Here is a 16,476-nt window from a genome sequence, read left to right as displayed (position 1 = left end):
AGCACCGCCGTTTGGCCAGCGATTAACTGCATGGGGCGAAAGCGTATTTAACCCGATGATTAAGCTCATCCACCAGAACCGTCTGCCTGTCTTCAGCCTGCCTTCGCTCGGTAGAGGCAACAAGCATGTTGATCGTGCCGCCCACCTCTCCATTGGCGTTATGGAGAGGTGTCGGATACGGAATGAATGGAACGCGCGAATAATCGGGTCGTTCCGCAACTGCTTCGTATCCGTCCGGTGAAGTGATCTATTTAGCTCAGCAAAGCTCAGGCATGCCTGCACGTGAATTTTCGGGGGACTCCCTTGTCCTAGCGTCAGCCGCGTGGATCTACCAGCACATTACCCGTACCGGAGGAATTTCTATGAAGCTAGTTGAGATCAGTACGTTTATTACTCGGTGGCCGTTGCTAGGCTTGATGCCTCCAACCGCTTGGCTTGTTTCTCAAGACTGCGAAAACCAAATTTCGGCCTTGCTGGCAGGTCTTGGTGCGGATTATCGGCGCCATGGAGACTGTGCCATCCACGAAAGCGCCGTTGTGGAGCAAGGGGCTGTGCTGAAAGGCCCGATTATCATCGGCGAAGGATCATTTGTGGCGGCGGGAGCTTACCTACGTGGAGGCGTTTACCTAGGCAGCAATTGCATCGTTGGCCCAAGCTGCGAAATGAAAACCAGCTTCATGCTCGGTGGAAGCAAGCTGGCGCACTTCAACTTTGTAGGCGACTCGTTGATCGGCGAGGGCGTGAATTTTGAAGCAGGTGCAATAATTGCCAATTACCGTAATGAGCTGAATGGTGCAGATATCAAAATCCGCCATGGTGACAATGTAATCGTGACGGGAGTAAAAAAATTCGGTGCCTTAGTCGGTGACGGCTGCCAAATTGGAGCAAACGCAGTCATTGCTCCCGGCGCTCTACTACGGCCAAACACCCACGTTCCACGTCTGGGGTTGATTGACCAGTTCGCCTACGATTAAGTGGCGCCAATTTTGAAGCTGGTCACGCTCAGCATCGTAAATGCGGCTTAGCTATAAGCTCGCGAAAGCCATCGTATGGAAGCTTAATTATTTTGGACGTAAGCGTCCTGGGAAGTCACATTGCGATGGCCTAGCTGCAACCCTTTTTAAGGGTGAGGTCACTGCCTCGTCCATACCATAGCCTGAACAGTAATATGCGGATGACTTTCCAATGGCTCCCATTCATCCAGGAAGACAAACCCCTGATTCAAATAGAAGCTGAGGCTCTAACGTTTTCAGGAGAGACATCCAGAAAAACGCCGTCAAAACCTCTCTCAGTGGATCGAGCCTTTACGATATCCATCAGTTCATTTGCGATGCCAGACCCCGAGCTGCGTGTTCAACCCACATCCCAATCAAATTGAAGCGCTCTGACTCACTTACTGCGGCACAGACCATCCCGACGGGCCTGCCTTCCTCGAACGCCAGCCAGAACTCGGTTCCCGTAGATGAGGCTCTTTGTTGCCACTGGTCGCAGTCATAGTCAGCAGCAGTCTGTAACTGACGCCAAAGGCTGTTGGCGTATCCGGAAGCGCGGCAAGCCTGACGCGCTTGAGTAGCATCCAGTCGTTCTCGCTTGTTGCTCGAATTCGCATATCTGTCCTTAGTATCGTTTGTCCGTGAGGTACGGGAAATAAGCCTCGCGCAGATCAGCCACCTATCAAATGATGCGGCAGCAGTTGTTCGATCTGACTTGCCTTTTGCGTTAGCAGCCGCGTCAGTACCTCCCTGAGATAGGCATACGGATCATGCCCATTCATGCGCGCCGACTGGATCAGACTCATGATCGCGGCCGCCCGTTTGCCACTGCGAAGCGATCCGGCAAAAAACCAATTTGAGCGCCAAAGTGCCCATGGTCTGATCTGGCTATCCAATTGGTTATTGTCGATGGGTACAGCACCATCGTCCAGGTAGCGCGTCAGCGCTACCCATCGTCTAAAGCTGTAATCCAGGGCTCTGGCTGTTGCCGATCCGTTGGGCACCAGATCACGCTGGGCTGCAGCGTTTTGATGATCGGGGCTGCCTTTTACTGGCGTATTCGCCAAAGATCCTCATCGCTCATGTCCCGAGCCTGGCGTTCAACTTCGTACAAGCCGCCAATCGAGTACAGCGCTTGTTCAGCCATCTGGCTTTTGTTCGCCACGTGCAGATCGAAAAACTTGCGATGGGCGTGGGCCATGCAGCCAATTTCGGTGATGCCTTTCTCGAAACCAGCTTTGTAGCCAGCGAAATCGTCGAATACCAGCTTGTCGTTCCACCGCCCAAGGAAGTTGTGCGCATGCTCACCTGCACGACTTGGACTGAAGGCATAAACCACAGCCTTGAGCGCCGAAAACGGCGTGGTACTGTAGGCCCAGACGTAAGCGCGGTGAGTTTTCTTCTCGCCTGGCGCTAGCATCTGAACCGGAGTCTCATCGGCGTGGATCACGCCTTGGGCCAACACTTGTTCACGCAGCGCATCGACCAGAGGCTGGAGTTGTACGCTGGTCTGCCCGACCCATTGCGCCAGTGTCGAGCGAGCAATCGCCAGCCCGGCCCGAGCAAAAATCTTCACCTGCCGGTACAGCGGTATACGGTCGGCGAGCTTCGCCACCATCAGATGGGCCAACAGGCCTGCGGTCGGGATGCCCTTGTCGCTCACTTGGGCCGGCACCGGCGCCTGGATCAGTGTTTCGCACTGGCGGCAGGCCCATTTTCCACGCACATGCTGCTCGACGGTGAACACGCCGGGTGTGTAATCGAGCTTCTCGCTGACGTCTTCGCCAATGCGCTGAAGTTGGCAGCCGCAGACGCACTGGATGTTTTCTGGCTCGTGACGGATCACTGTACGTGGGAACTGCGGTGGCAGCGGCGCACGCTTGGGTTTCTGACGTAGCTTGTCCGGTGCAGGTGGCGGATTGACCGCCTTTAACCCGGCCTCGATGGCCGCGATATCAGTGTCGAGCAGATCGTCGAGCAAGCTACCTTGGTCAGGGCTTAGCTGTTCGCTGCGCTTGGCGAACTTGTGTCGCTTGAGGATGGCGAGTCATGAGCGAGTTGCTCGTTGACCGTCTCAAGGCGGTGGATTTTCTGGCTCATCGAGTCGACCTGGGACAGCAACTGTAAGGCCTGTTCGGCAAAGGCACGTAGCTGTTCCGGTGTCATTTGATCAAGATTGGGCGAGGAAGTCATGCCGCTGATTGTGCCAGAGCCGGAAGTCAGCAGCGATCAACCGATGGGCTAATGGCAGGCGTGACAGCACTGTGATCAAGTCGCCAGCACCGACCCGTTGCCATGGCAAGCCCAGTACCAAAGCATGAGGTACATGCGTCTCCCTGGCCCTGCTGGCCCGTTGTTTGACCCTGACGCCGATTTCCCGGTAGACCCCACTGGCCGTCGCCACCGCCCAGGCCGAGCGCCACGGCAACGACGTCAAGCCCGCTTCGGCGTTCCTATCGAAAGGCTTTGCCAGGAACACCAGGCGCCGTGCCAGTTCGGCCAGGGCGTCTCGGTATTGGATCTGCGCCAGGTGCTGCTCTGGAATCGAGTACTCCTGCAGCCATTCCCGCGGCAGGTAACACCGGCCCACGCCGGCGTCCTCGATGATGTCCTGGGCAATATCGGTCAATTGGAATCCCATGCCCAGATCGCACGCGCGGTCCAGGGTGCGTTCGTCACGCACGCCCATGACTTGCGCCATCATCAAGCCGACGACGCCGGCGACGTGATAGCAGTAGTCCAACGTATCCTTGATACGCAGGTAGTGACGCTGCTGGGCATCCATCGCGAACCCGGACAGGTGCTCCAGCGCGTAGGTTTGCTGAATGCGATGGCGACTCACCACTTCGCGAAACGCCGCCAACGCCTCGCTATCGACGGGTAGCCCGGCGTAGACGGCCTGCGTCTGGGCAACCAGCGCCGCGAGCCGTTGATTGACCTCATCCTGCCCGACGGCGGTAGCCGAGTGGCCCGCGTGCTGCCCATCGATCACGTCGTCGCAATGTCGACACCAGGCATAGAGCATCACGGCGCTGCGGCGCGTGGCTGAATCGAAAAGCCGCGGCGCCGCGGCAAAGCTCTTCGAGCCGACGGCAATGCTGCGAGTCGCATAGTCGAGAACGGCAGCTTATAGACGAAAAGATAACCCTGCCCTTGAGCCACTCGGGCATCCATGATGATCGGTGCCTCGAGGCCATGGGGCGCCTGCAGCTGCAGCAACTGCCCGAGAATCGCCTGGCGCTCGAGCATCATCCGATCGCTGTTCCGCACGCCACGACCGTCGATGACCGCCCGCGCCTGAAAATGCTCGCCATTGGCCAGGGACACCGAATCCGGTTTCACCTGCGTAAGGCGCTGGCCGGTGCGCAGGTGGTCACCGAGCGCGGTGGCGATGACCACGATCGATTAGCTCGGACCCCAAGGCCTGAAACGCATGGAAATGACTTTGAAACGCCGGCGCGACGATTCCGAAATGGCTCATGGGCGGACGGGCAATGAGGGAGTTGCGAGTAGCAGGCGCGCCTGTCGCAATGCCGCCAGACTGGCCGAGCCGGTGCAGAAGCAGGCAATGCGCATCTGCCTGATGACGATATCGAAATGCTCGATGACCGCCGCCGTTGACAGGGTGGCCTCACGCAACACCCCCGCCGCCTGGCCAATCACGTCGGCGCCCAGGCAGATGGCCTTGGCGGCGTCGACGCCGTTGCGAATGCCTCCATAGGCAATCAAGGGCATGTCAGGCAGTGCGCGTCGAACATTTTGCAGGCTGATGGCGGTCGGGATGCCCCACCCACTGAACGCTTCGGCCACCCGTTGATCCGCCGGCCGCACCGCGCGGGCAGCTTCGACCGCCGCCCAGCTCGTACCGCCCAGTCCCGCCACATCGATCACCTGCACGCCGGCGGCGGCCAATGCCAGCGCGACCCGCGCCGATATGCCGGCGCCGACTTCCTTGACGACAACGGGCACGCCGACGGTCTCGACAGTACGGCGGATAGCCTCCAGGACCCCACACCAATCGCGGTCGCCTTCGGCCTGAATGGCTTCTTGCAGCGGGTTCAAATGAAGGATCAAGGCGTCCGCCTGCAGGGTATCCACAGAGCGGCGCGCCAGGTCGAGACCGTCCCGCTCCAGCAGCTGCGCAGCGCCGATGTTGCCCAACAACGCAATGTCCGGCGCCAGTCGGCGCAGTTCGCGGGTCAGGCCTTGATCGTTTCCGCTGCGCAGCCCCACCCGTTGCGAGCCACACCATGGCGATGCCAAGCGCCTGAGCCGCCTCGGCCAGATGGCGATTGATTGCAACGGAACGGTCTCAACTCAGGCAACGCGCAATGCTCGAACTGCAAGGCCTCGAAGCCCGTGCCAGCGCCGCTCAGGCCAGCGCTGCCGCCCAGCGCGATATCCAGGTGATCGTCCTTGCGTCTACTCAGATCGTTATCACTCATCACAAGCCCCAAAACGCTTGAGTCATTTTGTTCTTGACGTTGTCGTTGATTGAGCAAACTTCTTGACCAGTGATGGCCGCAAGTTTGTACAAAGCTGACGCAGACTAAGGCAGCTATGGAGCAGAGTCGTTCCCAAACTTTTAGCGTGACAGGTCTAGCAATTGCCCAGCCCCTATTCGCTACAGCGGAGGTATATTCACCGATGACCATGGACTCCGGCGCCATCGTCAATGTCGGCTTCACCGAACGCCTTGCCCAGGTACGCGCGTCCATCGAGAAGCGTCTTGATGAGTTACTTTCTGAAAGTCCCAACGAGCGCGACCTGGTCGCGCTCGCCATGCGTGAATCCACCTTGGCCCCTGGCAAGCGCCTGCGCCCCATTCTGCTGATCCTCATTGCCGAGGGCCTCGGGCATGAAGGGACCTGCGCCCTAGACCTGGGTTGCGCTGTCGAGCTAATACACGCCGCGTCGTTGGTGCTCGACGACATGCCGTGCATGGATAATGCTTCACTCAGGCGCGGTCGGCCAACCGTGCATTTGAAATTCGGGGAGGATGTGGCGATTCTAACCGCGGTCGCGCTGTTGAGCCGCGCGTTCGGTGTGATAGCTTCGATCCGCGAATTGTCGCCCGCGATCAGAACCCAGCTCGTCGAATTGGCGGCCAACGCCGTGGGCGTGCAGGGGTTGGTGCGTGGTCAGTTGCAAGATCTGCGCGACGGCCAGCAACCGCGAAGCCCTGAACAGATCGCGCTGACCAACAATCTCAAGACCGGCGTTTTATTTGGCGCCATCGTGGACATGGCCTGGCTGATCAGCAATAGCGAAGAACGCGTACGATCGATCTTGCAGCGCTTCGCGATAGAGTTGGGCCAGGCTTTCCAGCTGTATGACGATCTCTGTGATAGCTGCCCGGACAGTGGCAAGGATCAGGGCAAAGATTTAGGCAAATCCACCTTCGTTTCAACCTATGGCGTGGAAAAGGTCAGGCAGCAACTCTTCACACACATTTCCAACGCCGAGCGAAACCTGCGTCAGGTATTCAATGATGCCGACATGATTGCCGGCTTTATGGCGATGGTCTTCAAAAAGGCGACGATCCCCGCTTGATCAGGGCTGTGGTCGCCGGCGATGGCCTGCTTGAGCACCAAGCTCTCGGTGAACCGCTGCTCATGCACAACGGCCGCCCTTGAGTGTCAACCATTGAACCGAGTCGCGGTCGGCGTTGTAGCCACCGTTGCGCAGGTGGCTCGAAAATACGGTCGAGCATGAGGAGTTGAGCGAGTCATGGGGTTGGCTCTCGCACAGTCTGTCGCACTGGTAACTCAACTTTGAACGTCGTCCCGACTCCCGCCTCACTGCGCACAGAGATGGTGCCGTTATGTTTTTTCACAATGCCGTACGATAAGGACAGTCCTAACCCGGTGCCTTGGCCGACAGGTTTGGTCGTAAAGAACGGGTCGAATATTTTTTCGAGAGTGTCGTGGGGAATGCCACACCCTGTGTCTGCAACTTCGATCCAAACGGTTTCGCCATTGATACCTGTTCGCAGCGTGATTGTGCCGCGTTCGGCGCCGATCGCCTGACCCGCGTTAACGATCAGATTCATGATTACTTGGTTGATTTGTGACGGCAGGCACTCTACAAGTGGCAGCACAGCATATTGCTTGACCACGTCCGCCTTGTACTTTATCTCATTGGCGACGATGTTCAGCGTAGAGTCGACGCCGTTATGTAGATCAGTCAGTTCCCACGACAGACTGGACTCCGCTCGTGAAAAGGCCTTTAGGTTATCGACGATCTGGCTGACACGGTACACGCCGTCTTTTGACTCTTTTATGAGCAGCGGAATGTCCGTCAACAGAAAGTCAAGTTCCAACCCTTCTCGGAGTTTTTCTAATTGCGCCAGCTGCTCTGGTGAGCCGATGGCCTGCGCGGCTAGGTCGTAGGCTTTCAACATCTCGAAAAGATTGCCGAAATAACCGTCCAAAGCGCCCAGGTTGGAGGAAATGAAACCAATAGGGTTGTTGATCTCATGAGCTACGCCAGCCGCCAATTGCCCCAGGGACGCAAGTTTTTCAGATTGCACTAGCTGGATTTCCAGCAGCTTTCGCTCTTCTGTTTCCGTTTTAAGCAAGACACTCGTTTGTTCCAGCGCCTGGGTCCGCTCCTGAATCAACCCTTCCAAGGTGTGCGTTTGCATTCGGGCCCGCGCGGTCATTTCCCACTTCACTGTGAGCGCCTTGGCCATCTGCTGGATTTCGATATTGTCAAAAGGTTTCTTCAGGATTAGCAGACGGTCGTTTCCGTTTAGCCGCTCCAACAGTGCGTCCCAAGCATAATCAGCGTAGGCAGTGCATACGACGACCTGGAGCAACGGGTCTCGCTTCCATAACTCCTCTATCGTCCTGGCACCATCCCATCCGTCAGGCATGCGCATGTCCACGAATGCCAGCGCATAAGGACGCCCGCTATCCATCGCGCGCAGCATTTTATCCAGCCCTTCCTGCCCACCGTAGGCAGAGTCAAGCTCGTATTCAGCCTCAGCGGATTTGGGGGCGTCCCCGAACAGCGCGCACTCCATTGTTTCAAGATCATGATGCTTGTCATCTTTTGGAGTAAGGATCTTGCTGAAATCGTTATGAATTGCAGGCGTATCGTCAATAAGAAGGATCCGCCGGTTGCTGAAACTGTTCATCGTTCACCTTCTGCAAGCGTTAGAGGAATTTGCAGCGCAAAAACAGCTCCTTTTCCTAAACCCTCGCTATGAGCCGTTAGTGTCCCTCCCATTTCGACAGCGGCAATTGCGCAACTGTGCAAGCCAAAGCCGTGCCCGTCCTTGCGGGTGGTAAAACCATGGGCGAAGATTTTCGGCATATTTTCCGCCAGGATTCCTTCGCCTCCGTCCTTGACGCTGATACATAATGTCTGAGGGTCAGGAACCTCCACCTTGATGACGATCTCTCTTGAGTCCTCGGGAACATCCGACATGGCGTACTTCGCGTTGCTGATGAGATTAATCAGGATCAGCAACAAACGGTGCTTGTCGCCGACGATTGGCGGAAGGCTGCAGTATTCCTTCACCACTGTGACGTGATGGCGGGTCAAGGCACCAAAGTTCATGCGCAAAGCGTCCTCAATCAGCGAGCTAACGACTAGCGTTTCGACCAGGCCGGCTATGCCGGCATAAGATTGCTGAGTGGCAACAACGTCTTTGATATGCTCAACACTTTTAGTCAGCTGACTAAGCTCTTCCGTTACGCTTTTATGCTCAAGGGCGATGGCCTCTACGAGTTGGTTCAGGTAGGCGGGCAGTAACTTGCCTTTTTCGTCCTCTGTGAGGAAATGTCCTAGGTCGTTGGGGTGTGCATTAATCAGTTGCATAGCCTTACCCAAACCGGAAGCTCGACTGCTGCGCACCCTGCGGCTGACTTCGCCAACGGAAATATTCACGCTATTAAGAACATTGCCGACGTTGTGTAGAACATTAGTGGCAATCTCAGCCATGCCAGCTTGCCGGGCAGTGTCGACCAATTCGCTTTGGGTAATTTTCAACTTACGAGTACGTTCCTCGACCTTAGCTTCCAATTCCTTGTTCGAAGAAAGTAGTCTGTCGTTCATGCGCCTGATTTGGGCGAAACTCTTTCTCAGCCGGATGGACAGGCAGACCAGGATAAACGCTAACAGTCCCGAGAACGCCATTAACACGTAATGGTTGAAGTCATGGCCTGCGGCCACATCCAACTGTTCCTTGTCGAAATAATCGCTGATCACATTTAGACTTTCCGCCACCAGCGGTGTGTCTGCATGTTGCCGAAGCTCCAATATTTGAGGCGTTTGCTTGAGTATCAATTGGACATGCCGACTCAGCTCTTCTATCGACGCTCGCAGAGGTGCCGGCAGACGCTCGGCGTTGGCTTGCACATTGCTAAGGTCTAGGGCAACCTTAGCGGCCTGCTCGCGGGTAGCGGTCCGTATGAACCCCAGCGTATCGAGCATGAGGTCGGCGACATCAATGCTGGCGTATTGCCACTGCAACTTAACCTCGTCAGGCAATCGTAAGAACTGAGCATGTATGCCGTACGCGGCACCATTAAGAAACTGCAAGGACCGGTCTAGTTCTGCACTGCGCATATTCAGCTGTTCAATTATGCTTAGCTTAGCTTCGACGGCTTTGAGATAACCTTCTCGGGGCCCGTTCCAAGGGTGGTGTAGAGCGCCAACTGGATTGGACGCAATAGTATCGAGCTCGTGCCAAAGTCGAGCCAGCTCCTTGGAAGATTCACTAATTTTGTGGTCATCCATTTCAGAGTTGAGCTGACACTCCATAACTGCTCTACTCAAATTGGCATCTTGCTGCCTGAGCTGGCGTACTAGATCTTTGGATTTGATATATAGGGCAGTTTGATTCCGGTCCGAAGCGGCATGCGTAAATACCAAGTAGACTGACAACAGAGTTATGCTAAAAAAAAGGACAACTAAGCGAAAGATTGGAGGTAGAGTCATTGAGGATCACGCTGTAATTTCTTGCAATTACTTACATTCAAGGAAGACAAAAAACGAGCTCTGATATTTTCTTCGATGCTGGCCGGTGCCGGTCGTTTTGTAACGTCAGTTGGTTTACTTGTGCGCGGCTTCCCCGCTGCTCGATGGTTCGGTTCTGCGGGTAAGGACCTCGCGAGGCTCACCGCGATTGAGATGATAGATAAGTAAGAGCTTAGGCACAGGGCAGTGGTGCGCATTCCAGGGTATCCGAATGAAAAAATGACAGAGGGCCAGAGCGTGCCAGTATTGTCATCAGCACGGTCGACGATCTCTAATTCCATATTTATCGGGTCGACGCTTGTTTTCTTGAGAAACGGCAGACGGCCGGCATCACGAATCGAATGGCCTGGCCTCGCAGTTATCCTCCAAGCGCGGGTTGGGGATAAAAAATTGGCAGAGGCACAGCACCAGCACTTGTTTTATCCAGATTCCCCTGATCTGATATTATCGCCGCGCCACACAACGCTACCGCGAACATCGGAGCGGTCATCAACCTCGGGGGCTTTCGACCCGGCGTATTTCCGCATTTGTCGCTTGGGTCTCCGTAGACACAAGCGACAAACATCCCCTTGTGCCTGCGAAGAAGAGTGCCCCCGTCCAACCAAAGTCCAATTGCCCATCCGGATGTCGATCGGCTAATGAATACGGCATGCAGGCATGCGAGTACTCGCAACGCATCCTTCTGTCACGCGTTGCAGCGGCGTCAGTTAGATATTATTCACAGGAATTACTATGAAGATTCAACCGCTGGACGCTCCGGGCAAGGTCCAATCCGTACTGCTAGTAGATGATGAAGAGTCAATTCTCAACAGCTTGCGTCGCCTCCTTCGTAATCAGCCATACGAAATTTTACTGGCGGACAGTGGCGCCAAGGCCCTTGAAATATTGAAGGAGCGGCCGGTTGATTTGGTAATGACCGACGCGCGAATGCCGCACATGGATGGTGCCACGCTGCTGGGACATATTCGCCAGCTGTATCCTTTCACAATGCGCATCCTGCTCACCGGCTACGCCGATGTCGGCATCATGACTAAGGCAATCAATGAGGGGCAGCTCCATCGTTACCTGAGCAAGCCTTGGAACGATGAAGAGCTGGTGATAGCCCTGCAACAGTCTCTCGCCCACCAGCACTCCGAAAGCGAACGCCAGCGGCTCGAAGCGCTCACTCGCCAACAGTACATACAACTGAAAACACTCAACGCAACCTTGGAAAATCGCGTTGCAGCGCGTACCGCCGAGCTTCAGCAGACTTCGGACATGCTCGACCTTGCTTATGAAGAGCTCAAACGCAGTTATATAACCGGCACCGAGGTTTTTTCGCAGCTGTCCAACCTCCGCGTTCCGAAAACAAAACAGACCAACCAGCAGGTCATCGAACTCATCAGGGCCTATAGCGAGAGCCAGGGGCTCGATCAGCCCACTAGCCGCGATTTGACCATGGCCGCAGCGCTCTACAACCTTGGCAAGCTAAGCTGGACCGATAGCATGATGGTTACGCCGTCGGATATGTTGCGCCACACCGACCGCGATCTATACCGAGCTTACCCTAAGCAAAGTGAATCACTGCTGATGGCCTTGGACCCGATGAAGGATGCGGCGCGCATCATACTTCATCACCAGGAGCGCTGGGACGGCAGCGGTTTTCCCAATCGCCTTAAGGGTGATGCGATCCCCGTAGGGTCTCGATTGTTGAAACTCGCAGTGGACTTCGTGGAGCTGCAGAAAGGATTGATTCTTGAAAGACAAATGACCAGTGACGAAGCGTTCATCTACATTCGAACGTATGCAGGCAAATTGTACGATCCAGACATGTTGGAAGTCTTCATCGAGGTTTGCGTTGCGCACCTACGCGATACGCTGCTGACCAATCCGGAGATACTAATCCTCAGCACTCGTCAGCTCACACCCGGCATGGTCTTGGCGCGCAACCTGAATGCTGATAACGGAATGCTGCTACTCAATACCGGTAAGGTGCTCAGCGGACCGCTGATTGAGAAGCTCATTGGCTTCGAACAACTGGAAGGTGCCAAATACAACGTATTTGTTACCGTATCGCCAGAGCGCCTGGAGTAGCCCGCTTAGCGTCACCTACGGTGAGCGCGGGGTGCTTGGCATCCCGCTCGCTGCGGCTGCGCGACATCCGACGGACGACTCGGAGCCTCAGCGGCTTGATCGTATGCGTCCGGCCAACACACCTTCCTGACCCCAACGCCAAAGGTGATGGTGTCCACCTGAAAAATAAGTGGACACCATTTTTAGTCTTTTAAGCGGGTCTTTCACGCAGTTACAACGCCGTTCCTATTCCAAATCCTTCAAGGCTCAGGTCCTTTAAGAGTGCGCCCAGCCAGGGGCCTCGATTGCCAGAGTTGCGCTGAGCCACTGCCTTAACGCAAACCTCGTCCATAAATGGATTCGAGTCCAAGCGCAGAAAACCATGGCTCTGCAGCCTGCGTTCATTCCCCTGCCCTTGCAGCTAGCCGAAGTAAATTCGCAAGCCGCGTCGTCGACTATTTGTCTCGAAATCCCGCACCCACGCGGCACCGTCAAAGTGAGCTGGCCAACCGAAAACGCCGTAGCCTGTGCCACCTTTCTGCGAGATCTGCTGCGATGATCCGCATCGATACCATCTGGCTCGCCACCGAGCCGATGGACATGCGCGCCGGCACCGACACCGCCATGGCCCGCGTGATTTCAGTGTTCGGTGCGGCGCAGCCGCACTGCGCTTATCTGTTCGCCAACCGCCGCGCCACCCGCATGAAAGTCCTGGTGCACAACGGGTTGGGCATCTGGTTGGCGGCGCGTCGACTCCACCAAGGCAAATTCGCTTGGCCTGGCACGCGCCACGGTTCACAGATGGAGCTGAGCGCCGAACAGCTACACGCCTTGATACTGGGCTTGCCATGGCAGAGAGTTGGTCCCGGAAACGCCATTTCCGTCCTCTAAGCCGAACCATGCCCCATCCGGCAGCACAATTGTCCGAACAGCCTGTCGTCCTGTTTACGCTGATCTGGCAAGATCGGCGGCATGACTTCGATTTCCGACCTCGATCAACTGAACCCCGAACAACTGCGTGCACTCGCGGCGCAGTTGCTGCAACGCGTCTCGGCGCTCGACGAGCAAGTTGAAACGATGGGCAAGACCGTCCAGGTCATGGACAAGAAGATCTATCACGACAAAACGTTGATCGAAAAACTCATCCACGAGATCGCCCAGCTCAAGCGTTTCAAGTTCGCCAAACGCAGCGAACAAATGAGCCCGGAACAGGCCAGTTTGCTCGACGATCTGATCGATACCGATATCGCTGCCATTGAAGCGGAACTGGAGTCGCTGCAAGTTACTCCGGCACCCACCCAGGAAAAGCAGAAACCCAAACGTCGCGCCTTGCCGCCTGAGTTTCCCCGCACGCTGATCCATCACGAGCCGGACAACACGGAGTGTGCCTGTGGCTGCGCGCTCAAACGCATCGGTGAAGATGTCAGCGAAAAGCTCGATTACACATCTGGCGTGTTCACCGTAGAGCGCCATATCCGTCGTAAGTGGGTCTGCGACAGTTGCGAAACACTGAGCCAAGCACCGGTGCCGGCGCAGGTGATCGACAAGGGCATCCCGACTGCGGGCTTGTTGGCCCACGTCATGATTGCGAAGTTTGCTGACCATCTGCCGCTGTATCGCCAGGAAGCCATGTTTGGCCGCGCCGGCCTGGTTATCCCGCGTTCGACCCTTGCCCAATGGGTTGGCGCCTGTTGCGTGCAGTTGCAGCCACTGGTTGATGCGCTGCGTGAAGTGGTGCTTGAACAGCCGGTCGTTCACGTTGATGAAACGCCGGTGCAAATGCTCATGCCGGGCACCAAGAAAACCCATCGTTCCTACGTTTGGGCTTACGCCACCAGCCCATTTTGCGAAACCTCGGCTGTCGTTTACGACTTCAGCCTCAGCCGGGCCGGCGAACATGCGCGTAACTTTCTGCAAGACTGGAAGGGCAAGCTGGTCTGCGATGATTTCGGCGGTTACAAGGCCAGCTTCGAACTCGGCATGACTGAAATTGGCTGCATGGCCCATGCGCGGCGCAAGTTCTTCGAACTGCATGCGACCCACAAGAGCACGCTGGCTGAACAAGCCTTGCGTTACATGCAGGCGCTGTACGAGATCGAGGGGGAAATCAAGGATCTGGAGCCAGACATACGCCGTCGAATACGGCAAGAAAAAGCGGTACCCGTGATGGGTGCCTTGCATGCCTGGATGGTTGCCCAGCGATCTGCTGGAGATCGATCCATACTATTTCAATCGCCTTCAGTCGAGCCGACAATTCGGCATAAGAAGTCCAGCGCACGCCGATATGATTTGGCTGGCCGAGCGTCTGATGCCTCTTTTTTAAGACCATCGCCGACATCCGACAGGACAATAGAATAGCCAGGTCACGCAAATATTCGACGATGGTGCTTGCGAGTTTGTTCCAGTCAGCAATATGCGCAACGGAATAAACGCAGGTTACGGCGCTGTACCTATCGGCATCGGCAGCTGAATCCATCTCCGGACGAGGTTTGCCTTGGGGCTACGGCTCAGTGCAACGCCGGCAATCGAGGCGCCGGGTTGGGCACACTGTTGACTGGCCTGGACTATGAACGATTCTGAATCGGAACGGCGTCTTAACGGTATGGAATACCGGCTTGAACCGCTAAAAGTGGCGTCTGCTTACATCAGATGGATCGCATTTGCGCCGAGTTAGAAAGGTGTGTTGGCCGGACGCATACGCCCCACCCGGCCACCGGCTCCGCCCTTCCCGCTGCGACGCCTAAGATTCAACGATTGGAGTCGAAACGATGCTCACCGAATACCCAATTTCTGAGAGCAGTTGTACGAATATCAGCTTGCCTTGAAGCCGCTGTGCTGGAGCTGACCTTGAAGGTAGGAGGTGCAGCAAATATCGGCCTAACGCCCCAGTTGCCCTCCAAACCATCGGAGGTCACGACGGCCTATCACACGTCCACCCTTGGGCATGCGCTCAGGCCCGCGAGAGGCGTAGCGTCAGGATGTCCCGAAGCAGAGGTCAAGACCTTCCGTTAGCAACTCGCTGATGTTTCGCCCGTTGCATTCTATAGCCGGTAGCCCGAGCGGCCTCATCTCTCGAATCCCGAAGACGACGACCACCACTCTTCAAGACGCGGATCGAGCAGCGGTCGCCTGCTAACCACCTGACTCTGTGAGAGGTTACTCTTCCGATGTAATCTACGACGAAATATTGCCAGCCAAAGTGAGTGCGAAAGCAGCGCGTTTCATCAGGGCCCTCACCACCGTACCTTCCTTGTGACTAGATTTTGTGGTGGACCTCCAGCATCCTGGACGTCACTCTTCCGCCTTCGGTGTCGTACCCAGTATTATCTTGCACATATGCACCTGCTTTGAAATACAGTGGCTTGGTTTTCCAACTCGAATCGATGGTGGTTTTCCAATGGTATCCGGCAGCACTAATGCTCAGCGCTCCTTTTGGGCTGAGATGAAGCTGGTAAGAAAAGTTGCGGTTGAGCTGAACTCCAGTCGAAATTGTAACGACCTGACCCGTTTTGTCATCGGGACGCATGCGCACCTTCGCGACTATGCTTCCGGTAGAAGTTGATTTTTTTATATTGAAACTCCAGTTTCACCATCGGACTGTTGCTGTCCTTATTGTGAATCTAACCGATCACAATCTTGCCGGTGCTGGGCACTTGGTTGATAGCCAGACTCGCCCGAAATTTGTTATCTGCCGCCGGATAACGCCAATTGCGTAGACTGCCGTCACTGTTAGTTTCCCGCAATTCGCTGCGTGTATAACTAGCATTAGCTGTTTTGGTACCGGTCACAGGCACCCAGAAAAAAGGTTGCCATTTTCAGAGCTAAGTATTTATCCTTAAATCCTCGCGCCAATCGTGGGGTTTCAATTGTAGTTGGCGGGCTACCGTCCCCTACCTAGTCACCAGCATCCTGCTATTCGAATAGGCGTAATCGTTGCATCTGGATCCTGGTCTGGAGCCGGAGCCGGAGCCGGAGCGATGTGTAGCCGTTGCACATCGCTTTGCAGCATATGTGACTGAAAAATGTATCAACGGAGCATTGAATTCAATAAATATTCTTCGCGGAGTTTCATACGCGCCAAGCGATAAAAGTTCAGCGCAGAGTCTCTGCTCATGTATCGGTCATCAAAAGCATCTTAAACCTGCGGATGGCCGCCACTCGCCAGACACCTGGGCTACTTCTTCACGAACCGCAGCGACCCCACAATACCAATCGGCACATGCTAGCAAACAACGTCTCGGAGGCGTATGGATTGATCGGTTGGCAGTCGCCGCACGGCTTGCGACCCCTGTTCTCGACAGAAATGACCGGACGCGGATACAACCGAGACTGGATCGAGCGCCCGCTGGCTCACGTCGACATCAGCTTCATCCGCGACGTGCACAACCACGCAGCCTACTTGAGTTCGCACCGCACGTTGAGGTAGCAGTGGGCGGATCTTATT

At 55.8% G+C, this 16,476-nt stretch carries 9 protein-coding genes and 5 pseudogenes; 6 read left to right on the top strand and 8 right to left on the bottom strand.

Translation table 11 applies throughout. The features are described from left to right. The first annotated feature begins 362 nt into the window (after positions 1-362). A complete protein-coding gene (locus J3Q04_RS10915; protein ID WP_434606246.1) occupies positions 363-974 on the top strand; it encodes a transferase in 612 nt (203 codons plus the stop codon). Positions 975-1,132: 158 nt separating this feature from the next. Here J3Q04_RS10915 and J3Q04_RS10910 read toward each other — a convergent pair. The 5 genes and pseudogenes from J3Q04_RS10910 to fni form a co-directional block, all read right to left on the bottom strand. Next, positions 1,133-1,609: pseudogene (locus tag J3Q04_RS10910) on the bottom strand (GNAT family N-acetyltransferase). A gap of 54 nt (positions 1,610-1,663) precedes the next feature. Next, positions 1,664-3,185, bottom strand: a pseudogene (gene tnpC / locus J3Q04_RS10905) (IS66 family transposase). After that, positions 3,163-4,089 (bottom strand): phytoene/squalene synthase family protein, encoded by a 927-nt coding sequence (locus J3Q04_RS10900; protein WP_434611603.1) that lies wholly within the window; start codon positions 4,087-4,089, stop codon positions 3,163-3,165. Before J3Q04_RS10900 ends, tnpC (J3Q04_RS10905) begins: the two are co-directional and overlap by 23 nt. Further along, the gene (locus J3Q04_RS10895; RefSeq protein ID WP_434606248.1) at positions 4,017-4,391 is read right to left on the bottom strand and encodes a lycopene cyclase family protein; all 375 of its coding nucleotides are present in this window, start codon (positions 4,389-4,391) and stop codon (positions 4,017-4,019) included. The genes J3Q04_RS10900 and J3Q04_RS10895 overlap by 73 nt, the downstream gene beginning before the upstream one ends. Before the next feature lie 78 nt (positions 4,392-4,469). Beyond that, positions 4,470-5,386 (bottom strand): annotated as a pseudogene (gene fni, locus J3Q04_RS10890) (type 2 isopentenyl-diphosphate Delta-isomerase). On the opposite strand from fni, the gene J3Q04_RS10885 reads away from it, so the two are divergent. Together J3Q04_RS10885 and J3Q04_RS10880 are read left to right on the top strand one after the other, a co-directional pair. After that, entirely contained in the window at positions 5,324-5,458 is a 135-nt protein-coding gene (locus tag J3Q04_RS10885; protein WP_434611700.1) for a hypothetical protein, read from the top strand. The pseudogene fni and the gene J3Q04_RS10885 overlap by 63 nt on opposite strands. Positions 5,459-5,639: 181 nt before the next feature. Then, positions 5,640-6,545 (top strand): polyprenyl synthetase family protein, encoded by a 906-nt coding sequence (locus J3Q04_RS10880; protein ID WP_434606251.1) that lies wholly within the window; start codon positions 5,640-5,642, stop codon positions 6,543-6,545. Between the two features lie 175 nt (positions 6,546-6,720). On the opposite strand, the gene J3Q04_RS10875 is transcribed toward J3Q04_RS10880, so the two are convergent. Together J3Q04_RS10875 and J3Q04_RS10870 are read right to left on the bottom strand one after the other, a co-directional pair. After that, a complete protein-coding gene (locus tag J3Q04_RS10875; RefSeq protein ID WP_434606253.1) occupies positions 6,721-8,133 on the bottom strand; it encodes an ATP-binding protein in 1,413 nt (470 codons plus the stop codon). Beyond that, a complete protein-coding gene (locus J3Q04_RS10870) occupies positions 8,130-9,941 on the bottom strand; it encodes a DAHL domain-containing protein (RefSeq protein WP_434606255.1) in 1,812 nt (603 codons plus the stop codon). The genes J3Q04_RS10875 and J3Q04_RS10870 overlap by 4 nt, the downstream gene beginning before the upstream one ends. A 771-nt stretch (positions 9,942-10,712) precedes the next feature. Between J3Q04_RS10870 and J3Q04_RS10865 the strand changes: the two genes are divergently transcribed. The 3 genes and pseudogenes from J3Q04_RS10865 to tnpC (J3Q04_RS10855) form a co-directional block, all read left to right on the top strand. Beyond that, positions 10,713-12,053 (top strand): HD domain-containing phosphohydrolase, encoded by a 1,341-nt coding sequence (locus J3Q04_RS10865; RefSeq protein WP_434606258.1) that lies wholly within the window; start codon positions 10,713-10,715, stop codon positions 12,051-12,053. A gap of 534 nt (positions 12,054-12,587) precedes the next feature. Beyond that, positions 12,588-12,923 carry an IS66 family insertion sequence element accessory protein TnpB gene (gene tnpB, locus J3Q04_RS10860; protein WP_434606260.1) on the top strand — a complete coding sequence of 112 codons (336 nt, stop codon included), beginning with the start codon at positions 12,588-12,590 and terminating at the stop codon, positions 12,921-12,923. A gap of 81 nt (positions 12,924-13,004) precedes the next feature. After that, positions 13,005-14,234: pseudogene (tnpC, locus tag J3Q04_RS10855) on the top strand (IS66 family transposase); the annotation flags it as partial. A 1,054-nt stretch (positions 14,235-15,288) separates the two neighbouring features. On the opposite strand, the pseudogene J3Q04_RS10850 reads toward tnpC (J3Q04_RS10855), so the two are convergent. Beyond that, positions 15,289-15,899 (bottom strand): annotated as a pseudogene (locus J3Q04_RS10850) (polysaccharide lyase family 7 protein). Positions 15,900-16,476: the final 577 nt, after the last annotated feature.

It is taken from the genome of Pseudomonas sp. D4-21, from assembly GCF_051132125.1.
In the GTDB taxonomy this organism is placed as follows: domain Bacteria; phylum Pseudomonadota; class Gammaproteobacteria; order Pseudomonadales; family Pseudomonadaceae; genus Aquipseudomonas.
Note: the sequence above shows the minus strand (reverse complement) of the source record. Positions and strands in the feature narration are given on the sequence as shown.